General features: G+C 41.9%; 20 protein-coding genes. 11 read left to right on the top strand and 9 right to left on the bottom strand.

Annotation, left to right across the window (positions count from 1 at the left end; genetic code table 11):
* Nucleotides 1–58 precede the first annotated feature (58 nt).
* From V7K45_RS01875 to V7K45_RS01860, 4 genes are all read left to right on the top strand, one after another.
* Nucleotides 59–775: a pyridoxine 5'-phosphate synthase gene (locus V7K45_RS01875; protein ID WP_334999798.1), complete on the top strand. Its 717-nt coding sequence runs from the start codon at nt 59–61 to the stop codon at nt 773–775.
* A 213-nt stretch (nt 776–988) separates the two neighbouring features.
* Complete coding sequence (locus V7K45_RS01870) at nt 989–1,708, top strand: SnoaL-like polyketide cyclase (protein WP_334999796.1); 720 nt, start codon at nt 989–991, stop codon at nt 1,706–1,708.
* 62 nt (nt 1,709–1,770) lie between these two features.
* On the top strand, nt 1,771–2,100 hold the full coding sequence (locus tag V7K45_RS01865; RefSeq protein ID WP_322695881.1) for an MgPME-cyclase complex family protein: 330 nt from the start codon (nt 1,771–1,773) through the stop codon (nt 2,098–2,100).
* Between the two features lie 265 nt (nt 2,101–2,365).
* Entirely contained in the window at nt 2,366–3,037 is a 672-nt protein-coding gene (locus tag V7K45_RS01860; protein WP_334999794.1) for a hypothetical protein, read from the top strand.
* 284 nt (nt 3,038–3,321) lie between these two features.
* Here the strand turns inward: V7K45_RS01860 and V7K45_RS01855 are convergent, their stop codons facing one another.
* The 3 genes from V7K45_RS01855 to folD form a co-directional block, all read right to left on the bottom strand.
* Nucleotides 3,322–3,777: a divergent PAP2 family protein gene (locus tag V7K45_RS01855; RefSeq protein ID WP_094350479.1), complete on the bottom strand. Its 456-nt coding sequence runs from the start codon at nt 3,775–3,777 to the stop codon at nt 3,322–3,324.
* Nucleotides 3,778–4,010: 233 nt separating this feature from the next.
* Nucleotides 4,011–4,943, bottom strand: coding sequence for a geranylgeranyl diphosphate synthase CrtE (gene crtE / locus V7K45_RS01850; RefSeq protein WP_334999793.1), 933 nt, complete (start codon nt 4,941–4,943; stop codon nt 4,011–4,013).
* A 150-nt stretch (nt 4,944–5,093) separates the two neighbouring features.
* A complete protein-coding gene (gene folD / locus V7K45_RS01845; RefSeq protein WP_334999791.1) occupies nt 5,094–5,990 on the bottom strand; it encodes a bifunctional methylenetetrahydrofolate dehydrogenase/methenyltetrahydrofolate cyclohydrolase FolD in 897 nt (298 codons plus the stop codon).
* Nucleotides 5,991–6,300: 310 nt separating this feature from the next.
* Between folD and V7K45_RS01840 the strand changes: the two genes are divergently transcribed.
* From V7K45_RS01840 to V7K45_RS01815, 6 genes are all read left to right on the top strand, one after another.
* Nucleotides 6,301–6,717: a hypothetical protein gene (locus tag V7K45_RS01840; RefSeq protein WP_334999789.1), complete on the top strand. Its 417-nt coding sequence runs from the start codon at nt 6,301–6,303 to the stop codon at nt 6,715–6,717.
* A 21-nt stretch (nt 6,718–6,738) separates the two neighbouring features.
* Nucleotides 6,739–7,173, top strand: coding sequence for an NUDIX hydrolase (locus V7K45_RS01835; protein ID WP_094350476.1), 435 nt, complete (start codon nt 6,739–6,741; stop codon nt 7,171–7,173).
* A 140-nt stretch (nt 7,174–7,313) separates the two neighbouring features.
* The gene (locus tag V7K45_RS01830) at nt 7,314–8,417 is read left to right on the top strand and encodes an AI-2E family transporter (RefSeq protein ID WP_334999787.1); all 1,104 of its coding nucleotides are present in this window, start codon (nt 7,314–7,316) and stop codon (nt 8,415–8,417) included.
* 386 nt (nt 8,418–8,803) lie between these two features.
* Nucleotides 8,804–8,977: a hypothetical protein gene (locus V7K45_RS01825; protein ID WP_334999785.1), complete on the top strand. Its 174-nt coding sequence runs from the start codon at nt 8,804–8,806 to the stop codon at nt 8,975–8,977.
* A gap of 15 nt (nt 8,978–8,992) precedes the next feature.
* Nucleotides 8,993–9,550: a hypothetical protein gene (locus V7K45_RS01820; RefSeq protein WP_334999783.1), complete on the top strand. Its 558-nt coding sequence runs from the start codon at nt 8,993–8,995 to the stop codon at nt 9,548–9,550.
* Nucleotides 9,551–9,559: 9 nt separating this feature from the next.
* Entirely contained in the window at nt 9,560–9,829 is a 270-nt protein-coding gene (locus V7K45_RS01815) for a DUF4231 domain-containing protein (RefSeq protein ID WP_334999781.1), read from the top strand.
* Here V7K45_RS01815 and V7K45_RS01810 read toward each other — a convergent pair whose 3' ends face one another.
* The 6 genes from V7K45_RS01810 to V7K45_RS01785 all read right to left on the bottom strand — a co-directional run bounded on the left by V7K45_RS01810 (nt 9,830) and on the right by V7K45_RS01785 (nt 16,313).
* Nucleotides 9,830–10,939: a sensor domain-containing diguanylate cyclase gene (locus V7K45_RS01810; RefSeq protein ID WP_334999779.1), complete on the bottom strand. Its 1,110-nt coding sequence runs from the start codon at nt 10,937–10,939 to the stop codon at nt 9,830–9,832.
* A 597-nt stretch (nt 10,940–11,536) separates the two neighbouring features.
* Nucleotides 11,537–12,271 carry an HAD family hydrolase gene (locus V7K45_RS01805; RefSeq protein WP_334999777.1) on the bottom strand — a complete coding sequence of 245 codons (735 nt, stop codon included), beginning with the start codon at nt 12,269–12,271 and terminating at the stop codon, nt 11,537–11,539.
* Between the two features lie 131 nt (nt 12,272–12,402).
* Nucleotides 12,403–13,497, bottom strand: coding sequence for a 30S ribosomal protein S1 (locus V7K45_RS01800; RefSeq protein ID WP_334999775.1), 1,095 nt, complete (start codon nt 13,495–13,497; stop codon nt 12,403–12,405).
* Between the two features lie 294 nt (nt 13,498–13,791).
* On the bottom strand, nt 13,792–13,899 hold the full coding sequence (locus tag V7K45_RS01795) for a photosystem II reaction center protein T (protein WP_084227385.1): 108 nt from the start codon (nt 13,897–13,899) through the stop codon (nt 13,792–13,794).
* Nucleotides 13,900–14,009: 110 nt separating this feature from the next.
* A complete protein-coding gene (psbB, locus tag V7K45_RS01790) occupies nt 14,010–15,539 on the bottom strand; it encodes a photosystem II chlorophyll-binding protein CP47 (RefSeq protein WP_334999773.1) in 1,530 nt (509 codons plus the stop codon).
* 447 nt (nt 15,540–15,986) lie between these two features.
* A complete protein-coding gene (locus V7K45_RS01785; RefSeq protein ID WP_289795423.1) occupies nt 15,987–16,313 on the bottom strand; it encodes a hypothetical protein in 327 nt (108 codons plus the stop codon).
* 527 nt (nt 16,314–16,840) lie between these two features.
* On the opposite strand from V7K45_RS01785, the gene V7K45_RS01780 reads away from it, so the two are divergent.
* On the top strand, nt 16,841–18,493 hold the full coding sequence (locus V7K45_RS01780) for an ABC transporter substrate-binding protein (RefSeq protein ID WP_334999828.1): 1,653 nt from the start codon (nt 16,841–16,843) through the stop codon (nt 18,491–18,493).
* Nucleotides 18,494–18,604: the final 111 nt, after the last annotated feature.

Below are 18,604 nucleotides of genomic sequence, written 5' to 3'. Positions count from 1 at the left end.
TACCGCTATTTCCGGTAAAATCAAGTTCTAAGGACTGTGGATTTGGGAGAAACTTGGGGTGCCTACACTTGGCGTTAACATTGACCACATCGCCACTATCCGGCAAGCGCGGCGGACGGTGGAACCAGACCCCGTGGCGGCGGCGGTGCTGGCAGAATTAGCGGGTGCTGATGGAATTACGGTGCATCTGCGCGAAGATCGGCGGCATATCCAAGATCGGGATGTGCGGATATTGCGGCAAACAGTGCGATCGCATCTTAATTTAGAAATGGCCGCTACAGACGAAATGCTAGCGATCGCTCTTGATATCAAACCAGATTACGTGACTTTAGTCCCCGAAAAGCGCGAAGAAGTGACAACAGAAGGCGGACTAGATATTGCCCTGCAAATTGCTAGAATAGGTGAAATAGTCGATAAATTGCAAAGCGCTAACATTCCAGTTAGTTTATTTATCGATGCCGAACCTGCACAAATTGAAGCATCTGTCAAGACACAGGCGCAATTTATTGAATTGCACACCGGACAATATGCTGAGGCTAAAGATGAAACAAATCGCCACCGAGAATTAGCCATATTAGCTAAAGGTTGTGAACAAGCGATTCAAGCCGGATTGCGAGTCAACGCTGGTCATGGACTCACCTACTGGAACGTTTATCCGGTGGCTGCACTTCCAGGCATGGAAGAACTGAACATTGGTCATACCATCATCAGTCGGGCAGCATTAGTAGGTATGGAAAGGGCAGTCCGGGAGATGAAGCAAGCTATAAAAGGGTAAAGGGGAAAGGGGAAAGGGGAAAGGGGAAAGGGTAAAGGTATAGAACCAGCAGTCCGCGAGATCAAACAAGTTATAAGGGGGAATAGGGAATAGGGGCAATAGGCATTGATTATTAAATATTCTCCCCTGCCCCCTGCCCCACTCCGTATCTTAAAAGAGGGGTTGTCACTGCGAAATCTAGAAATTGGGATCAAATCTTCAGCAAAAACTTCTATGAGCGCAACACAATCTAACAACCTGCCACTTTGGGTACAGGATCGGGATAAGGTGATAGCAGAAAGCACTGATGCCGAGTGGCGCTATCAGACACCGCCTGATTATTCCCGTTCAAATGAGAATCTTGCTAAAGAAAGTACCTACAATCATCTTGAAGGAACACTAGAAGCGATCGTGCAAAATTTGGTGCGAACCTTCGAGATGGAGGTATCCTTCAAAGCTAACCCGCAAGAGTGGTTATCCATTGTGAATGACAACTTTCGCGTCAGTACCAATGGCGGAGTAGAGTATACCGCAGCAGATGTATCAGCCCAAGGTACTTACAATTTATTTATGGCTGATTCAGAACATTACAAAGCTTCAGAAGAAAGTTTTGAATCATCTGCAAAAGTCTTCCACACAACATTTCCCCAAGGATTTCCTTGGGAAGTGCTGGAAGTTTACTCAGGGCCACCGAATGTAACATTTAAATGGCGGCATTGGGGACATTTTAACGGAGAATACAAAGACCATGCACCTACTGGAGAGACGCTAGAAATTATCGGCATGACCATTGCAAAAGTTACCGATGACTTGAAGATTATTTCCTTAGAACATTATTTCGACAATAATCTTTTCTTGGAAAAGCTAACATCTGGTGGCAAACAGACAAAATCTGAAAACCAAAAAAGTGCTTGTCCGTTCAGCTCTTGGTTCAAGAAATCCCAGAAAAGTTAGTTTTGTCAGGGTACAGAATCACTGTGCCCTGAAATTATCCACATAGCAACCAAAGGATGAAAATGCAAACATACCATTACGTTTTGGCAAGTCAACGCTTTCTTCTCGAAGAAGAACCGATACACGAAGTTCTCAAAGAACGCACTCGTAACTACCACGAACAAGAAAAACAAATAGATTTTTGGTTGGTTGAACAACCAGCTTTCTTGGAAGCGCCGCAGTTTAAAGAGCTAAAAGCGAAGTGTCCCCAACCAGCAGTAGCAATTATTTCTACAAATCCTCAATTTATTACTTGGTTAAAACTGCGTTTAGAGTACGTCATTACTGGAGAATTCCAGGCTCCTTCTGAGGCAATACCAGATGCTTTAGCATCGCTTACTACTGTATCTTAGGCATAGGGCATTGGATATTGGGCATGGAGAAAAGACAAGGAAGATGGGGGAGACGAAGGAGAGACTTGTTCAATCAATTCCCCCTTATCCCCTTGTCTCCTCTGCTCCCCTGCCCCTCTGCCTCTTCCCCGTTCCCTAATTTTATTTTTGAGTAACAAAATATATTTTTTGACACATATTTCATCACCATACTGAAGTAGCTAGGTTTTCAGCTTTTTTCTTATAAAATCTTCTAAGACACCTTAATTTACATAATCTAACTTTTGTGCATAGATTTCAGAATTTACCAAGTGTTTTAGGATTAGCGATTGTAGGGTTGATTGGTGGCATGAGTTCTGTACTTGCTCAAAAAACCATTCCCTCTTGTCAACCACCAAATGCGGGTGAGTATCTTTTATTAGTAGTCAGTCCCACAGCAAATAATCAAAAGCAGTTACGTAGCGCCTTACCACCCGAACTAAAAACTATCACCTGCAAATATCTCAACGAAACCGTAACGCGAGTCGGGGGTTTTAATAAAATCGACGATGCCAATCGTTGGGCAAGATATGTCAGCAATATTGTTGGCTTGTCTGCCATAATTACAACTCGGCCAACAACAACGGCAGATGTGCAGCCACAACCACAGTCACAACCACAGTCACAGCCAAAACCACCTCAGCAGACAGTCAGCTATAATCCTCAATCATTAGGAGAAGGTTATGCAGTACTGGTAGATTATTACAACCGTCCAGAATTAGTAAATAGTGTGCAGCAAGTGGTAGGAGGTAACGTCGGATTTGTTTCTTATGGACAACGCCCTTACTTGCTAGCAGTTCATACCACTAACCAAACTGAAGCCTATAATACATTGCAAAAGCTAAACAATGGTGGTTTCGTTGCCAGCCTAGTAGATAGTCGTAAAGTGATTCTGCTGCGCTCGACTGTGCGGTTTTAGTTATATTAACTTCACTGGTATCCTGATGCGATCTACCAGATTGGTAATTTGTCAATTGACCTAATTTTAGATTTTAAATTTTGGATTTTAAATTCAAAATTTCAAAGGGTTTTCAGCGAATATATTTATACTCGCTCTGTGAAAAACAAGTTATTTAGAACAAATCCTTTCATTCTTAATCCCCTGAATTTATTCATGGGGTAAATCTAAAATCTAAAATTGATTGACAAATTACCAGTTACTAATTATCAATATCCCCTCAAACAAAGATTTATTGCCTTAGTTTAATAAGCAGACCGAGCTAACCAATAGATGGTTATACCCAAAGCCGATCCAGCGATTACCTGAACTGGTGTATGTCCGAGTAATTCTTTCAGACGGTCTTGGCTAAAGTCTGGTTTTTCATGGAATAATTCATCAATCATTTGATTGAGAATACGAGCTTGCTTGCCAGCCGCTTGACGAACTCCAGCTGCATCATACATGACAATGATGGCAAAAACGATCGCAACGGCAAAATCAGGAGATGCCCAACCCAGTGTTTGCCCTACACCAGCGGCTAGAGCCGTAACCAGAGCCGAATGGGCACTGGGCATACCTCCGGTTGTCACCAAAACACGCACATTCAGTTTGCGATGTTTGACGATCTCAACTACGAGCTTTAATGCTTGAGCAATTAAACAAGCTACCAGAGCAACCAGCAGCACCCGGTTGTCTAAAATGTTGCCTATGTCCTGCATGTTATTTTGGTTAGGTTAGTAAATATTAGCAGCAGTTGTTGGTTGAGGAAACATTTAGATTCAACCCAAAATCCCAAATTAATCTAGTACATCACGGTGGAAACAGACCAACTATTCAAAATCACCTAAAAGCTTATTAAGTAAGCTTTTTTAATTTTGAATGAGTGAATTTTGAATTCCGCTGGGCAGTAGTGATACAGTATGGTGTAAATAAACTACCTATTTCCGCGTTACTAGTTATTACGACTGGTAATAAAATGAGCGATCGCTTGGAGTGGTTTAGCTCTATCTCCAAATGGTTCTAATTCCACACAAGCTTCTTTAACTAGCTCTTGGGCAATTGATCGCGATTCCTCAAGTCCCCAAAGACTGGGATAGGTAACTTTCTGAGCTTTTTGGTCTTTACCAGCGGTTTTACCTAATTGCTCTTGGGTAGAAGTGATATCCAAAATATCATCGATGATTTGGAATGCTAGCCCAATATTTTGAGCATAACGGGTTAGTCGCTGCACATCTTCAGATGATGCATTAGCAATCAGCCCGCCACAAACTACGCAAGCTTCCAAAAGTGCGGCTGTTTTGTGTTTATGAATAAAATTTAAGGTTTCTAAGGAAATATCAGATTTACCTTCCGACTCTAAATCGACAACTTGACCGCCAACCAAACCACCTGCCCCTAATGCTCGACCAAGACGGGCTATAACCTGTAAAACTACCTCTCTCTTAACGCTTTGGGGGGTTTGAATGGCAACAGACTCAAAAGCAAGAGCCAACAAGCCATCGCCAGCCAAAATCGCTACATCTTCCCCATAGACTTTATGATTCGTTAGCTTTCCACGACGGTAATCGTCATTATCCATCGCTGGCAGGTCGTCATGTATCAACGACATTGTATGGATCATCTCCACAGCACAAGCTGTTGGCATGGCCATGTCAATGGTTCCACCCATCATTTCACAGGTGGCAAGGCAAAGAATGGGACGTACACGCTTTCCTCCAGCTAATAACGAGTAGCGCATCGCCTCATAAATCTTTTCTGGATAAATGACCGTGATAGACCGATCCAAAGCATTATCACAAAGCTTTTGTCGCTCTTTTAAATAAGCTGCTAAGTTAAATGTGGCTTCTTCTGGTGGTGTCTTTTGGACGTTATCAGTTGCTACCATTCTTTAATTCCTGACATTTTGCGATTTTTGCCTTATACGTCACAATTTTAAGGTGCTGGGGGACTGAAAAAAATGAAGAGTTAGGAGCAAAGACGCGATTAACCCTTGTCTGTACGGGATTTAGAAGTTAAGAGTTATTAAGAATAACTTTTAACTTTTCACTCCTCTTTCTTCTTTTGCCGCTCTGGAATAGCTAGCAAATGTATTTTCTAACAATATGGCAACAGTCATCGGGCCAACACCACCAGGAACTGGGGTGATAAATCCTGCGACATCAGCGGTTGATTCAAAATGGACATCGCCAATGAGACGACTTTTGCCATTAGCATCGGTGACGCGATTCATTCCCACATCTACCACAACAGCGCCCGGTTTCACCATATCAGCAGAGATTAATCCGGGACGACCTACTGCTGCAATTAGAATATCAGCATTTTGGGTGATGGTTTTGAGGTCATGCGATCGCGAGTGAGCGATCGTGACTGTGGCATCAGCTTCTAATAGCATCAGCGCCATCGGTTTACCCACTAAAATACTGCGCCCCACCACTACTGCCTGTTTTCCCTGCAAAGGAATCTCATATTCTTCTAAAAGCCGCATCACACCAGCCGGGGTGCAGCTACGTAAACCGCTTTCTCCCCGCACTAATCGCCCCAAGTTAACTGGGTGGAGTCCATCAGCATCTTTATCGGGATCGATTTGATGTAGCAGAGTTACAGCATCCAGATGGTTAGGTAAAGGCAATTGCACAAGAATGCCATCCACTCTTTCATCGTGGTTGAGTGCAGCAATTACCTCTTCTAACTCCTCAAGGGTAGTTTCGGCAGGAAAATGCTTACCAAAAGAAGCGATCCCAACTTTAGCGCAGGCTTTTTCTTTATTGCGTACATAAGCCGCTGATGCTGGGTTATCGCCAACCATCAACACTGCTAAACCAGGTGGTCGTCCAATTTTTGGTTGTAATTGTGTAATCGCAACAGAAAGTTCTTGCTGAATTTTTGCAGCTAAAGCTTTCCCATCAAGGATTTTGGCAGTTTTTGTTTCCATGAAAATTCCCAGCTATGTTCGCTTGTTGTCCAAAGTCCAAAATGAAAATATTGATTCTTAACTCTTGACTTTCGACTATTATTGTGTTGCTGTTTGATGTCGTAGCGTTTCTCTCACAGTAAATTCATAATGTTTATTTTCTCAGATCAACGGCATCATCTGAAGAATAAAGAATTGGGAGAGTGGAAGGGAAGGAGCAGAGGGGCAGAGGAGCGGAGGGGCAGGGGAGAAATAAGTTGCAGTAAGTCTTTCGCCTTTGCACTTCTGCCTCTTGTGCCAAATGCCCAAAATAAATAAATCGGTGGCTTTTATGCGACAAATAAGAAATTTATCTCTTTCATTCTTGTACGGGCACAGTATTGTTCCTTACCGCTTGGGGTTAAGTTTTTTTCTGATAGCAGGACTTTGTAGTTGTGGTAATTTGACATCGCCTGGTTTGCGTGGTAATGGCTTAAAAATTGGGACAAATGTCACTCCAATTGGAGAAATTAAACCAAAACAAGACAATCAGGCTATAGTTTACATCCAAGGTCAGGTAGAAAAGCAAGCTCCCCTGATCGAACAGTGGGCTTATAAAATTAAGGACTCAACAGGCAAAATTTGGGTTGTCACCAATCAAAAGAATCTCGGTGAAGGTTCAGAAGTTGTAATTAAGGGTAAAGTTCGCTACCGAAGTATTCCCTTAGCTGGCAAAGAATTGGGGGAAGTTTATTTAGAAGAAGAATAATCCGCAATAAAAAATAAAGATATGAACAATCAACAGGTGCACGTAGCGATCGCAATTCTCTACCAGAAAAACAAGTTTCTCATGCAGTTGCGTGACAACATCCCCGGTATTCTCTACCCTGGTTACTGGGCGCTGTTCGGCGGACACATCGAACCTGGCGAAACGCCAGATGTAGCAGTAAAACGAGAAATATTAGAAGAAATCGGCTATAACCTACCACCTTTCGTTGAATTTGGCTGTTATCCCAACGAAAGAGTTGTTCGTCATGTCTTTCATGCACCACTCTTGGTGGAATTAAATCAACTAGTGCTGAATGAGGGTTGGGATATGGCGTTATTTACGCCAGAAGATATTCGCCAAGGTAACTGTTATTCACAAAATGCTGGCGAAGTGCGACCTTTAGGGGCAATGCATCAGAAAATTATGTTGGATTTTATTGAGAAAAATCCAACATAATTTGGGGATAAGTCATTTGTAATTGGGCACGAGAGGCAGAGGGGCAAGGGGCAAAGGGCAAGGGGGAGATAAACAATTACCCCATTCCCCACATCCCTAGAAGCCAAAATAAAGTTAGAACTCTTATGAGGTGATCGCTAATGCAATCAGCAAACAAACTGCCGCGATGGTTAACTATAGGATTGGCATTTCCCATTGCCATTCTCAACGGCTGGCTATTGCTCCAAGTTATACAGTATTTTCAACCCTTAGTTAGCATTATCGCCGCCGCCATCCTACTGGCTTTTGTCTTGAATTATCCAATCCAGTTTCTCCAGGAACAAGGAGTGAAACCCAATTTAGCGATCGGGGGTGTGTTGCTTTTGACTCTAGTGGTTTTAGTAGCTTTAGGCATCACCTTGGTTCCCTTGATTATTCAACAGCTCGTTGAACTGGCTAATATTTTGCCCAGTTGGATTGATTCTGGTACTCAGCAGCTGCAAACTTTTCAGGATTGGGCGTTAAGTCAACAGCAACTTCCAATTAATTTAAGTGGTTTATTTACCCAAGTTCTGGAACGATTATCTAACCAACTTCAGTCCTTCACTGGTAGAATTCTTGGTTTTGCCGTCGATACTATTGGTATTGTCCTCAATGTGCTGCTGGCAGTAGTATTGACTATCTACCTAATATTGAATGGTGAACGTCTTTGGGACGGAATTTTTCAGTGGTTTCCCCCTAATATTGGGCCAAGAGTACGGGAATTACTGCGAGAAGATTTCCACAATTACTTCATCGGTCAAGCAACATTGGGAGCTGTGTTAGGGGTGACAATTACCCTGGTGTTTTTGGCGCTGCAAGTTCCCTTAGCTTTACTTTTTGGCATTGGTATTGGCTTATTTTCACTCTTCCCCTTTGGTACGGGGGTAGGTATCGCCATAGTAAGTTTATTGGTAGCGCTGCAAAATTTTTGGTTAGGGGTGGAAGTCTTAGGTGTAGCTGTTGCGATCGATCAAATTAATTCTAATATTATTGCACCTCGAATTCTCAGCAATTTGACTGGCTTAAATCCTGTGTGGGTGGTAATTTCTTTATTGCTGGGCGCAAAGTTGGGAGGAGTACTGGGTTTGTTAATTGCAATCCCGATTGCCAGTTTTATTAAGGATACAACAGATAGCTGGCAAGCTGGAGAGTTTAATAAGATAGAGGATATAGAGTCAGAACCTGTTACGGTAATAACTGATAGAGCAGGAACTTATAGTTAAAATCCAATCATTTAGATTAATTTAAAAATCGGCGATTTTGTTCATGAATAAAGTGCAAAATTATAGTTTATGATGCTAACAAACAATAAGCTATTGCTTTGTGCATTAAAAATTTTCCAGTAAGAAAAATAATCGTAAAAAACTTGAGTGTAAGTGTAGTTTGCACTTCTCTACGAGACACTATGCAAACGACAAAGCTCTGTTACCACAGCAAGCATCGCTATTTACATATAAAAGTAAATTTGGTAGCACATTAATCAACGCTCAACCACTACAAAAATATCATAAAATTTTTTATTCTTCAGATGAGAACGGAATACAACACTTGCAGAAAATGACTGCGAGGCACTACGCTGGGAAACCTAAGCAGTCAGTATTTTTAAAAAATGAAAAGTTGTTTAAAGCTTACCTTTGACAATGGGCAAACAGCATTAGCTACTCAAGTTGAGCGGCAAGCAGAATTGCCAAATGCTCTTGAGGAAATAGGGCTTGGCGGTTCGCGTCCTGTTTTAGTAGTAGTGGGGGGTGCAAGTAACATCAATGAAGCTGACTTTCTCTGAATTCAACGGTTGTTTGTGGAAGTTTTAGCCCCCATTGTCGAAACTTTAGGGGCTTATGTCGTGGATGGAGGTACGGATGTAGGAATTATGCGAATGATGGGTGCGGCTCGTACCCAGATAGGTGCTAAGTTTGCTTTGGTTGGTGTGACACCCGAAAGTAAAGTGGCTTTACCTAATCATTCGGAAACTGCTGCTAATTTAATACCCTTAGAGCCAAACCATACTCATTTCGTGCTAGTTCCTGGTAATAATTGGGGCGACGAGTCTCCTTGGATATCTTGCGTTGCAACTATACTGGCTAATGATGCACCTTCGATGACACTACTCTTGAACGGTGGCAAAATTACCTTTAAGGATGCGTTTTGTAGCGTTGATAGTGGAAGATTAGTTATTGTGATTGCTGGTAGTGGTAGAACCGCAGATATACTTGCCGATGCTTTGCGTGGAAAGGCTAGTGATGAACGAGCCATAAAGCTAGCTAAATCTGGTACATTACAATACATCGACTTACTCGACATAGAGAAAGGAGTTGAGAATTTAGGCAAAGTAATTAAAGGGTTACTTTCTAATTAGGAGTAAAAAATGGCAAAAAAATATAGTTATCACGAATTTTTAAAAGAAGATTTTAACAAATTATTGGCAGATATTAACTTAGGTGATGTGCAAAAACATTTTTGGCGATCGCGCTGGTTAGAACAAGTACTCTGGATGGAAAATAAGGCGAATTTATCGCGCGATCGCCATTATTTTTTACAAATAAAAACTATTCTTGGTGGTGTAATTCTCCCGGCATTGGTAAGTCTAAATATTAACACTAATTTCAAACCTAACAACAGGGATATCATTATATAGTCAACTTTTGGTTTTGGCACGTTTTTGCTGGTACATCAGCTCATCTGCCTCGAATATGAGTTTTTCCAATGAAACATCTTCATTTATAACGCACTCTTGAACTCCAATACTCATTGATAGATGATAACTTCTACCTCGATTCTGATTAAATAAATCAATGTTAGTTTGTAGGCGAATACTAATTGCATTCGTGCGATCTGAACATTTAGGAATGAATACAACAAACTCATCACCTCCCCATCGGGCAACGATGTCAGAATCTCGATAGGTTTGACTTAGTAAGTTTGCGGCGTCTACTATTACACAATCTCCAACTTCATGTCCAAACGTATCATTGATTTGCTTCAATCCATCTATATCTATAAATAAGAGGCAACAGGGCTTTTGTAGCTGATGCGCTAGTTTTAATTGCTGATCTGCAAATATAAAAAAGCCTCGTCGATTGTACACTCCAGTTAATTCATCTGTTAGAGATAAGCGCCTAACTTCTGCCTCAACTTTTTGATACCCTTCTATTTCTTTTTCTAGTGCAGCAGTTCGATTGTAGACTCTTTGTTCTAATTCATTATAAATCTGCACGTTTTCCATTGCGACAGATGTTGTGTCTGCCAATGCCTGTAATAGCTTTACTTTTTCTTCCGTTGGCTGATGTAAGGTTGCCCAATATGTTCCAATTGCACCGATTGGGTTACACGCTCGGATCGGCACCATTGCCAAACTTTTGACAAAAGTCGGTTGGTAAGCTGCAAATGGAATCCGTTCATCTCCATAAATATCGCTAATCACAACGGGTTGACGATTTCGCATTGTATGCCCACTAATGCAAATACTCATCGGAAAACGTCGCCCTTTCCATAAGGGAGCGATCGCATCTTCATCTGCGTAATAACATTGATCTCCATCTCGTAGTACAAAACTAGCCCCATCTGCCCCGGTCAACTCACGCGCAGACTTTCGCACAATTTCCATGATTTGCTCTAGCGTTCGTGCTAGTGACAATGCTTGAACAACCTCAATTAAATGCTCCATCCCCTGAACATAAGACATTTCAGCTTTGACATCATTAGAATCAAAAATGATGACAGGTGAAGCAGAGCTTTGAAAATTCATGCGCTTCTACCAATAAAAAACGATCCAAAATTAGTTGAGATTGCGATCGGATTGCAATGTCTTCATTTTCAAAAACAAGGCAAACGCATCTTATTTTTATAATGCTTACTAGATAAGAGTTTCAAGCATTATTTATTTTTGGGACTAAATTTTAAAGCCATGCTGGGCATGGATTATGGAATTAAAATGCCTTTACCTTGATTCTAAAAAATTTCGCATTTTATTCTATGAGAGATATTACGGATTTATTTAACAATCTATCTAAAGAAAGATGCAAAAATATCTTGATATGTTAAGTTAACATGATTTTTGCAAATAAAATAGAAAAGCTCTTCTGAGGTATAGATGGACACTAAGTTATCTTGATTAGACATCTTGCAGAAGTAGGGAAAAGGTTAAGGTGTTAAGGGTAAAGATATGGAATTTTCCCTTACCCTTTAACCTTTTCCCAGCATCTTGCAAAAGTTACTTTTGTAAGATGTTTATTGATATGACACAGAAATTTTGTGACATAGATGATTTCTATGCCATCTGAAAACTAATGTGTCAGAAAAAGCACCAACTGCCGTTTTTTGAGTTGATCGAACTCGCATTAAATTAACCCTCTAAAATTTTGATTTCATCAAGTTGATTAATCACCACATCCGCACCTCGGACATTATCTGACTTACCTACCCAAGTGATACCAATACAACCTGCGGCTTTAGCATTACGCGCCATTTGCATATCACCAACTGAATCACCAACCATCAATGTAGCGCTCGGTTCGACTCCCAAAGCTTGGCAAGCTTGCAAAAATAGCACTGGATCTGGTTTACTTGGCCCTTGATCTACTCCCATTTCCAACTGGATATAATCACTTAACTGGTGATTGGCTACAAAATTACGTACTTCTTCAGTTGTCGCAGCTGAGAGGATACCAAGTTTTAGTCCACCCTCCCGCAGGTATTTCAAAATTTCTAGGCTACCTACAAATAGTGGTGAAGGAGTTTGTCCAATGTATTTTTCCGCTTCATCCAAAGCTTGACGGGCTATTTTTAAGCACTCAAACCATCCTCTTCCAGTTTCGGCAATATATGCCGCAGCCGCAACTTCTGTTTCACGGCGGCTTGCTACTGATATTAAACCTGCGGGATCTAGAAAATTGCCATTGATGCCAAATGCCATTAATAAAGGTTCCCCAGTTCCAGGGATTTGAGCATCTATTAATCTTGCTGCCTTTTGTGCTAGCGATCGCAAATACGTTTCTGAATCTTCTAGAGTACCGTTTTTATCAAACAAAATTGCCTGGATATTATCAAAAGTGATATTTCTACATTTAATGGTTGCCATAATATTTAACTTCTAACTACTTCTAACTCTTCATTTTCACCGATTCTCCACATAAAAAAAGAGGGAAAAACCCTCTTTATAAAATGATTTAATACTCTTACTTAAAAACAAGTAAAACTATAAAAAATCTATTACTCTTCAATAGCTGCTGGAATTTCCTCTTCAATTTCCGTTGCTGCTGGAATTTCCTCTTCTATTGCCGCAACTACTGGAATATCTTCGTCAAGTTCTGCTGCTGGTGGAATATCTTCATCAAGTTCTGTTGCTGGTGGAATATCTTCGTCTGCAAGAACTTCCGCAGGTGCAGCCGCAGCACTAGCACCTTGCTGCTTGGCTAATAGCTGTTCGCGATACTTAGCAGCCATTTCTTCTGCTTTATCGTAAACCAAATCCCGGTTCTTAATCATGTCGCCGGGTTCGGGTTCAAGCTGCTTGGTAGATAGGGAAATGCGACCCCTTTCTGCATCCAAGTCAATGATCATAACTTTCACTTCATCATTGACATTGAACACGCTATGAGGTGTATCAATATGTTCGTGAGAAATCTCAGAAATGTGCAGTAGACCACTGACGCCGCCAATGTCGATGAAAGCACCGTAGGGTTTGATACCACGAACCGTACCAATTACTACTTCGCCGACTTCTAAACGGTTCATCTTGCGCTCAACCAGCGCCCGACGATGAGATAGAACCAGACGGTTACGTTCTTCGTCTACCTCTAGGAATTTCAACGGTAGATCCTCACCTACCAATTCTTCTTTAGGTTTGCGGGTACTGATGTGGGAACCTGGAATAAAGCCACGTAATCCCTCAATTCGTACCAATGCTCCACCGCGATTGGTTGCAAATACGCCAGAACGGACAGTAGCATCTTCTGCTTGCAACTGCCGCACGCGTTCCCAAGCTCGCATATATTCAATACGGCGAATGGAAAGGGTTAATTGACCATCTTCATTTTCATCGGTAAGGATAAAAAATTCGCGCGTTTCGTTTGACTGTAATACTTCTTCCGGGCTATCCACCCGGTTAATAGACATTTCTTGTATAGGTATATATGCTGCGGTTTTAGCACCAATGTCAATCAGAGCGCCGCGCGGCTCTATACTGAAAACTGTTCCTGGGACAACATCGCCAGGGCTAAAATGATAATCGTATTTGTCAAGTAGAGCAGCGAAATCTTCGTGAGTGAATCCAATTTCTGTAGCGGTTAAATTCTGATTGACCATGCTGATTTGTTCCTGGTTCTAGTCTCCGTAAAGGTGGTGCGACAAGCGCGATGCGTTATGTAAGCAATACTATGGCAGCTTACACAAAACATCCTTTTTCATCCTAGCGCAGAAAAGCTAGCATTAACACATATCTACTCCCAAGATTGGAAATTATATCACAATCTAAAAATGATTTGTCATTTACTTAGTAGTGAAAACCAACAAAGGACGAACACAATAATATCCGTTGCCACCATACTTAGTAGCAACGGATATTAAGATTAAATCCGCTTAAAAGTCTGTGGATAGGATTTACTTATCTTTTGGTTTCTCAAAGCGAGGTGGTTCGCGAAATGCGATCGCAAAGAAGAGAGTACCTATACACAGAGTAAAAATCAAGATGTACGCAACGCTTTCCATATTACGATTTCCTCTTTATCCAGCCAGTAATTAAAGTTTTTAATGCTGAGTGCTAAGTGCTGAGTCAGAGCTTTAACTCAGAACTCAGCACTCACAACTTAGCACTGAAATTAAAGGGCTTCTTTCCGGCGGGTTGATTTGTCACCCACTTTCTGGAACAGACCCCACTCAACTTGCTCTTCAAGATCCGCGTCAACACCAGCAAATACATCTCGGTAGATTGTCCGAGCGCCATGCCAGAGATGACCAAAGAAGAACAACAGAGCAAATACGGCGTGTCCAAAGGTAAACCAACCTCTAGGACTGGTGCGGAATACACCATCAGAGTTCAAGGTTTCCCGGTCAAATTCAAAGATTTCACCACCTTGAGCCTTACGGGCATACTTCTTCACATCAGCTGGTTCTGTAAAGGTCTTACCATTCAGATCGCCACCGTAGAAACTAACGGTAACACCAGATTGCTCGAAGCTATACTTAGATTCTGCCCGACGGAAGGGAATGTCAGCGCGGACAATTCCATCTGCATCAGTCAAAATCACTGGGAAGGTTTCAAAGAAGTTGGGGAGACGACGTACAGTTAATTCCCGTCCTTCAGAATCTTTGAATACGGCGTGACCTTGCCAAGATTGGGCAATGCCATCACCCTTCACCATTGGCCCTGTACGGAATAGACCGCCTTTAGCGGGGCTATTACCGACGTAATCGTAGAAAGCCAATTTTTCAGGAATCTGCGACCAAGCTTGCTCAAGGGTTGCACCTTCAGCAACGCTAGTTTGGACGCGGCGCTGAATTTCTTGACCGAAGTAGCGTTGATCCCATTGATAGCGGGTAGGGCCAAACAATTCGATGGGTGTGGCGGCGTTACCGTACCACATAGTACCAGCAACAACGAAAGCAGCGAAGAAGACTGCTGCAATACTGCTAGAAAGTACTGTTTCAATGTTCCCCATCCGTAGGGCTTTGTAGAGCCGTTCGGGGGGTCTAACTGTCAGGTGGAATAAGCCTGCAATAATACCAACAACACCAGCGGCAATGTGGTGAGCCGCAATGCCACCAGGGTTATAGGGGTTAAAACCATCTGGGCCCCATTCTGGTGCTACCGCCTGGGCGGCGCCAGTTATACCATAAGCATCAGAAACCCATATCCCCGGCCCAAATAGTCCGGTGACGTGAAAAGCACCAAATCCAAAACAAAGTAGACCAGATAAGAACAGGTGAATGCCAAACATCTTTGGCAAGTCTAAGGCGGGTTCACCAGTGCGGGGATCTCTAAAAAGTTCCAAATCCCAGTAAACCCAGTGCCATACGGCGGCTAGGAACAGCAGACCGGAAAGAACAATATGAGCGGCAGCAACGCCTTCAAATGACCAGAAGCCAGGATCGGTTGATGGTCCACCAGTAACGTTCCAACCACCCCAAGATTGAGTAACGCCCAAACGTGACATGAACGGCAAGACGAACATCCCTTGACGCCACATCGGGTTGAGAACTGGATCGCTAGGGTCAAAAACAGCTAGTTCGTAGAGTGCCATCGAACCAGCCCAGCCTGCTACTAAGGCTGTGTGCATTAGGTGTACAGAAATCAGTCGCCCTGGATCATTCAGAACGACTGTATGTACTCGGTACCAGGGTAGTCCCATCGACTACGCTCCTCCTCGATGAGTTAGTTTACAAAGCAATTTTCTTACTGAGGTTATGAGAGACGAAAATCGCCACTCATAAAACTCTCTCTTGTTTTTTGTTATTGCCAGAGCCAGAGTATCACCACCCCTTAGTCTTAATAAGTCAGACAGCGTGGGTGCTTTGGCAATGCTTACTCGCTTCGGGAGGTTTACCTATGTTAGGGTAGCCATCTCCAAGCAAAAATGAGAATGTTTTAAAAAGTGTAACTATTGATGGAATTGTTTGCAAGCGTGTAAATTGATGCGATCGCGTAGCATCTCCAAGTTTTTTCGCTACCAATACCCATCGGGGATGAAATTTGCTTATCTTTTCTTTACCTGGAGAGTGGGGAGAAGGGGAGCAGAGAAGTTTTAGTAAGTTTTATCCCCTCTGCCCCTCTGCCTCTCATGCCCCATTCCTGATATCTACTGAACCACCAAGTGGATATTTTGCAGTTGACACTTGGCTTCAGCTGTACCCAGGCGTTCGATTACTTGTTCGGCGCTCATCAGACGCTTGAGTACTACTTGACCGATGGTCTGACTGCCAATTACTGGTGTTGTTGGCTTCACTTCCACGGTTAAAACGGCTTCTTCAACTCGATAAAGCCACAACAATTCATTTTCTTCGACTAAACAAATATTCATTCGCTGAATATCTGGTTGGCGTCGCCATGCAGTTATTTGCCAGAGTCCATCAGATGCCCAAACTCTTGCAACTGCCCATCCCTCAGATAGAAAGAAATACTTCACGGTCTTAGTCTCACTATTAGACTTTCAATCTGCTGTTAACAATATCGCGATCGCTTTAGTCGCTGATGTTCAAACACTCTTCTTTTTGACAATACAGCCAATCTTGACGATAAACTGCTCTATCGGTATCTGTTACCAAGCAGCAACAGGTAAAATCTCAACGTACACTACTTGGGCTAAGGTGAAACCTTACCAAGACCTATTTTTCCAGTAACTATGAATTTAAGACAAATTTAACCAATGTTGAAAATTTTAATTAAATAAAAACTTTTCAATACTTAACAAATCTTAAATTTAACATTATGTATTTTATCAATGATTTTTTGTAACCAAATAGTGCATAGGTGTAGACATCGCACAGTAGCAATAAACTTAATGATGAAGTTGTGTATCCGCCACAAATTTGTGATTTAGATGGCTACTGAGTATTCCATCGAAACAAAAACTGCTATAAATTGTGAAGATTCAGCATAAGAGTCACAAATGTAGTAAAATTGCTGACCGCTGATATCAAATATATTACTGCCATGACTTGGTTTTCCTTGTCCGTGAAACGGTGGGGTCGGATTACACAATTCCTATCTTTGTTCTGTCTATGTTTATTTTTAGTTGTTAGTTGCGCTCCTCGTCCGCAGTCAACTACGCCGCCATCTGGTTCTGTAAATACCCCTACAGGTGATGGTCGGATTACTATCGGTACAACAGCAAAACCAAGAACTCTCGATCCGGCTGATGCTTATGAGTTAGCATCTTTAGGTTTGGTGTTTAATATGAGCGATCGCCTCTATAATTACGAACCAGGAAGCACCGAAATTAAACCCCAACTAGCTACAGCATTACCCAAAGTTAGTCAAGACGGCTTAACTTATACCATCCCCTTACGCCAGGGAGTAGTTTTTCATGATGGTACTCCCTTCAATGCTCAAGCAATGGCCTTTACCATTCAGCGCTTTATTGAAAATAAAGGAAAACCCTCATTTTTACTAGCTGATATAGTAGATTCGATAAAACCGACAAGCGAGTATGAGTTAACCATCAAGCTGAAAAAGGCCTTTGCAGCGTTTCCCTCACTGCTGGCGTTTCCTGGGGTGTGTGCCGTTTCTCCAAAAGCTTACGAAGTCGGTGCTGGTAAATTCAAGCCGAATATTTTTGTGGGAACTGGCCCTTACAAATTAGGACAGTATGGTACTGATTCCATCCGATTTGATGCGTTTGATAAATATTGGGGAGAAAAACCAGTTAACAAGGGTGTTAATCTCCAAATTCAAACTAGTCCGGTTAATTTGTTTAATGCTTTTCGTACAGGTGCAGTGGATGTAGCTTATCTGTCGCTGCAACCAGATCAAAATCGGAGTTTGGAAGAAGGTGGTAAAAAAGGGGATTGGCAAGCGATCGCAGCTGAAGGTAGTGTAGTAAGTTATTTGGTATTAAACCGGAATCAAAAGCCTTTAGATAAATTAGAGGTAAGACAAGCGATCGCATCCATCATTGACCGTCCACTTTTAAACGAGCGAGTGTTACTTGGTCAAGCAGATCCGCTATATAGCATGATTCCCACAACATTTAAAGTTTCTGTGCCATTATTCAAAGATAAATATGGCGATGCTAACTTCGATCAAGCTAAAAAATTATTAACTACTGCTGGCTTCTCCAAAGAAAATCCTGCAAAAGTGCAAGTTTGGTATCCTTCTAGTTCACCTACTCGGAGTTTGGCAGCACAGACACTCAAATCTCTTGTCGATGTCAAAATGGATGGAATACTCCAATTTGAAGTTACCCAAGCGGAAGGGCCTGCCTTCTTTAAAGACATTGCCAAGGGTTTGTATCCGGCAGCTTTACTTGATTGGTATCCAGACTTTTTAGATCCAGATAATTACGTCCAGCCATTTTTATCTTGTGACAAAGGTTCAATTGCTAAAGGATGCGAAGATGGAGGGAGTCAAACTCAGGGTTCGTTCTACTATAACGAAGCCATAAATAAATTGATTGATGGGCAACGCAAAGAACAAAACCCCGAAGCGCGTCAGAAAATTTTTAACGAAATTCAAACGCAAGTTACTACTGATGTACCTTACGTTCCCTTATGGCAAAACAAAGACTATGTATTTGCCCGAAATGGTGTTAATGGCGTAAAACTTAACCCTACCCAAATTTTGGTTTACCAGACACTTAAAAAGTAGTCATTGGTCAAAAGTTATTAGTCATTAGTAATAACTGTTGACTATTGACTTTTGACTATTCAATAAAATCTTTCATGTTCAATACATTTTTAGTTAATAGCTAAGATAATT

This window comes from Nostoc sp. (genome assembly GCF_036917375.1).
Lineage (GTDB): Bacteria > Cyanobacteriota > Cyanobacteriia > Cyanobacteriales > Nostocaceae > Nostoc.
This window is presented reverse-complemented; position numbering and strand designations above follow the sequence as displayed.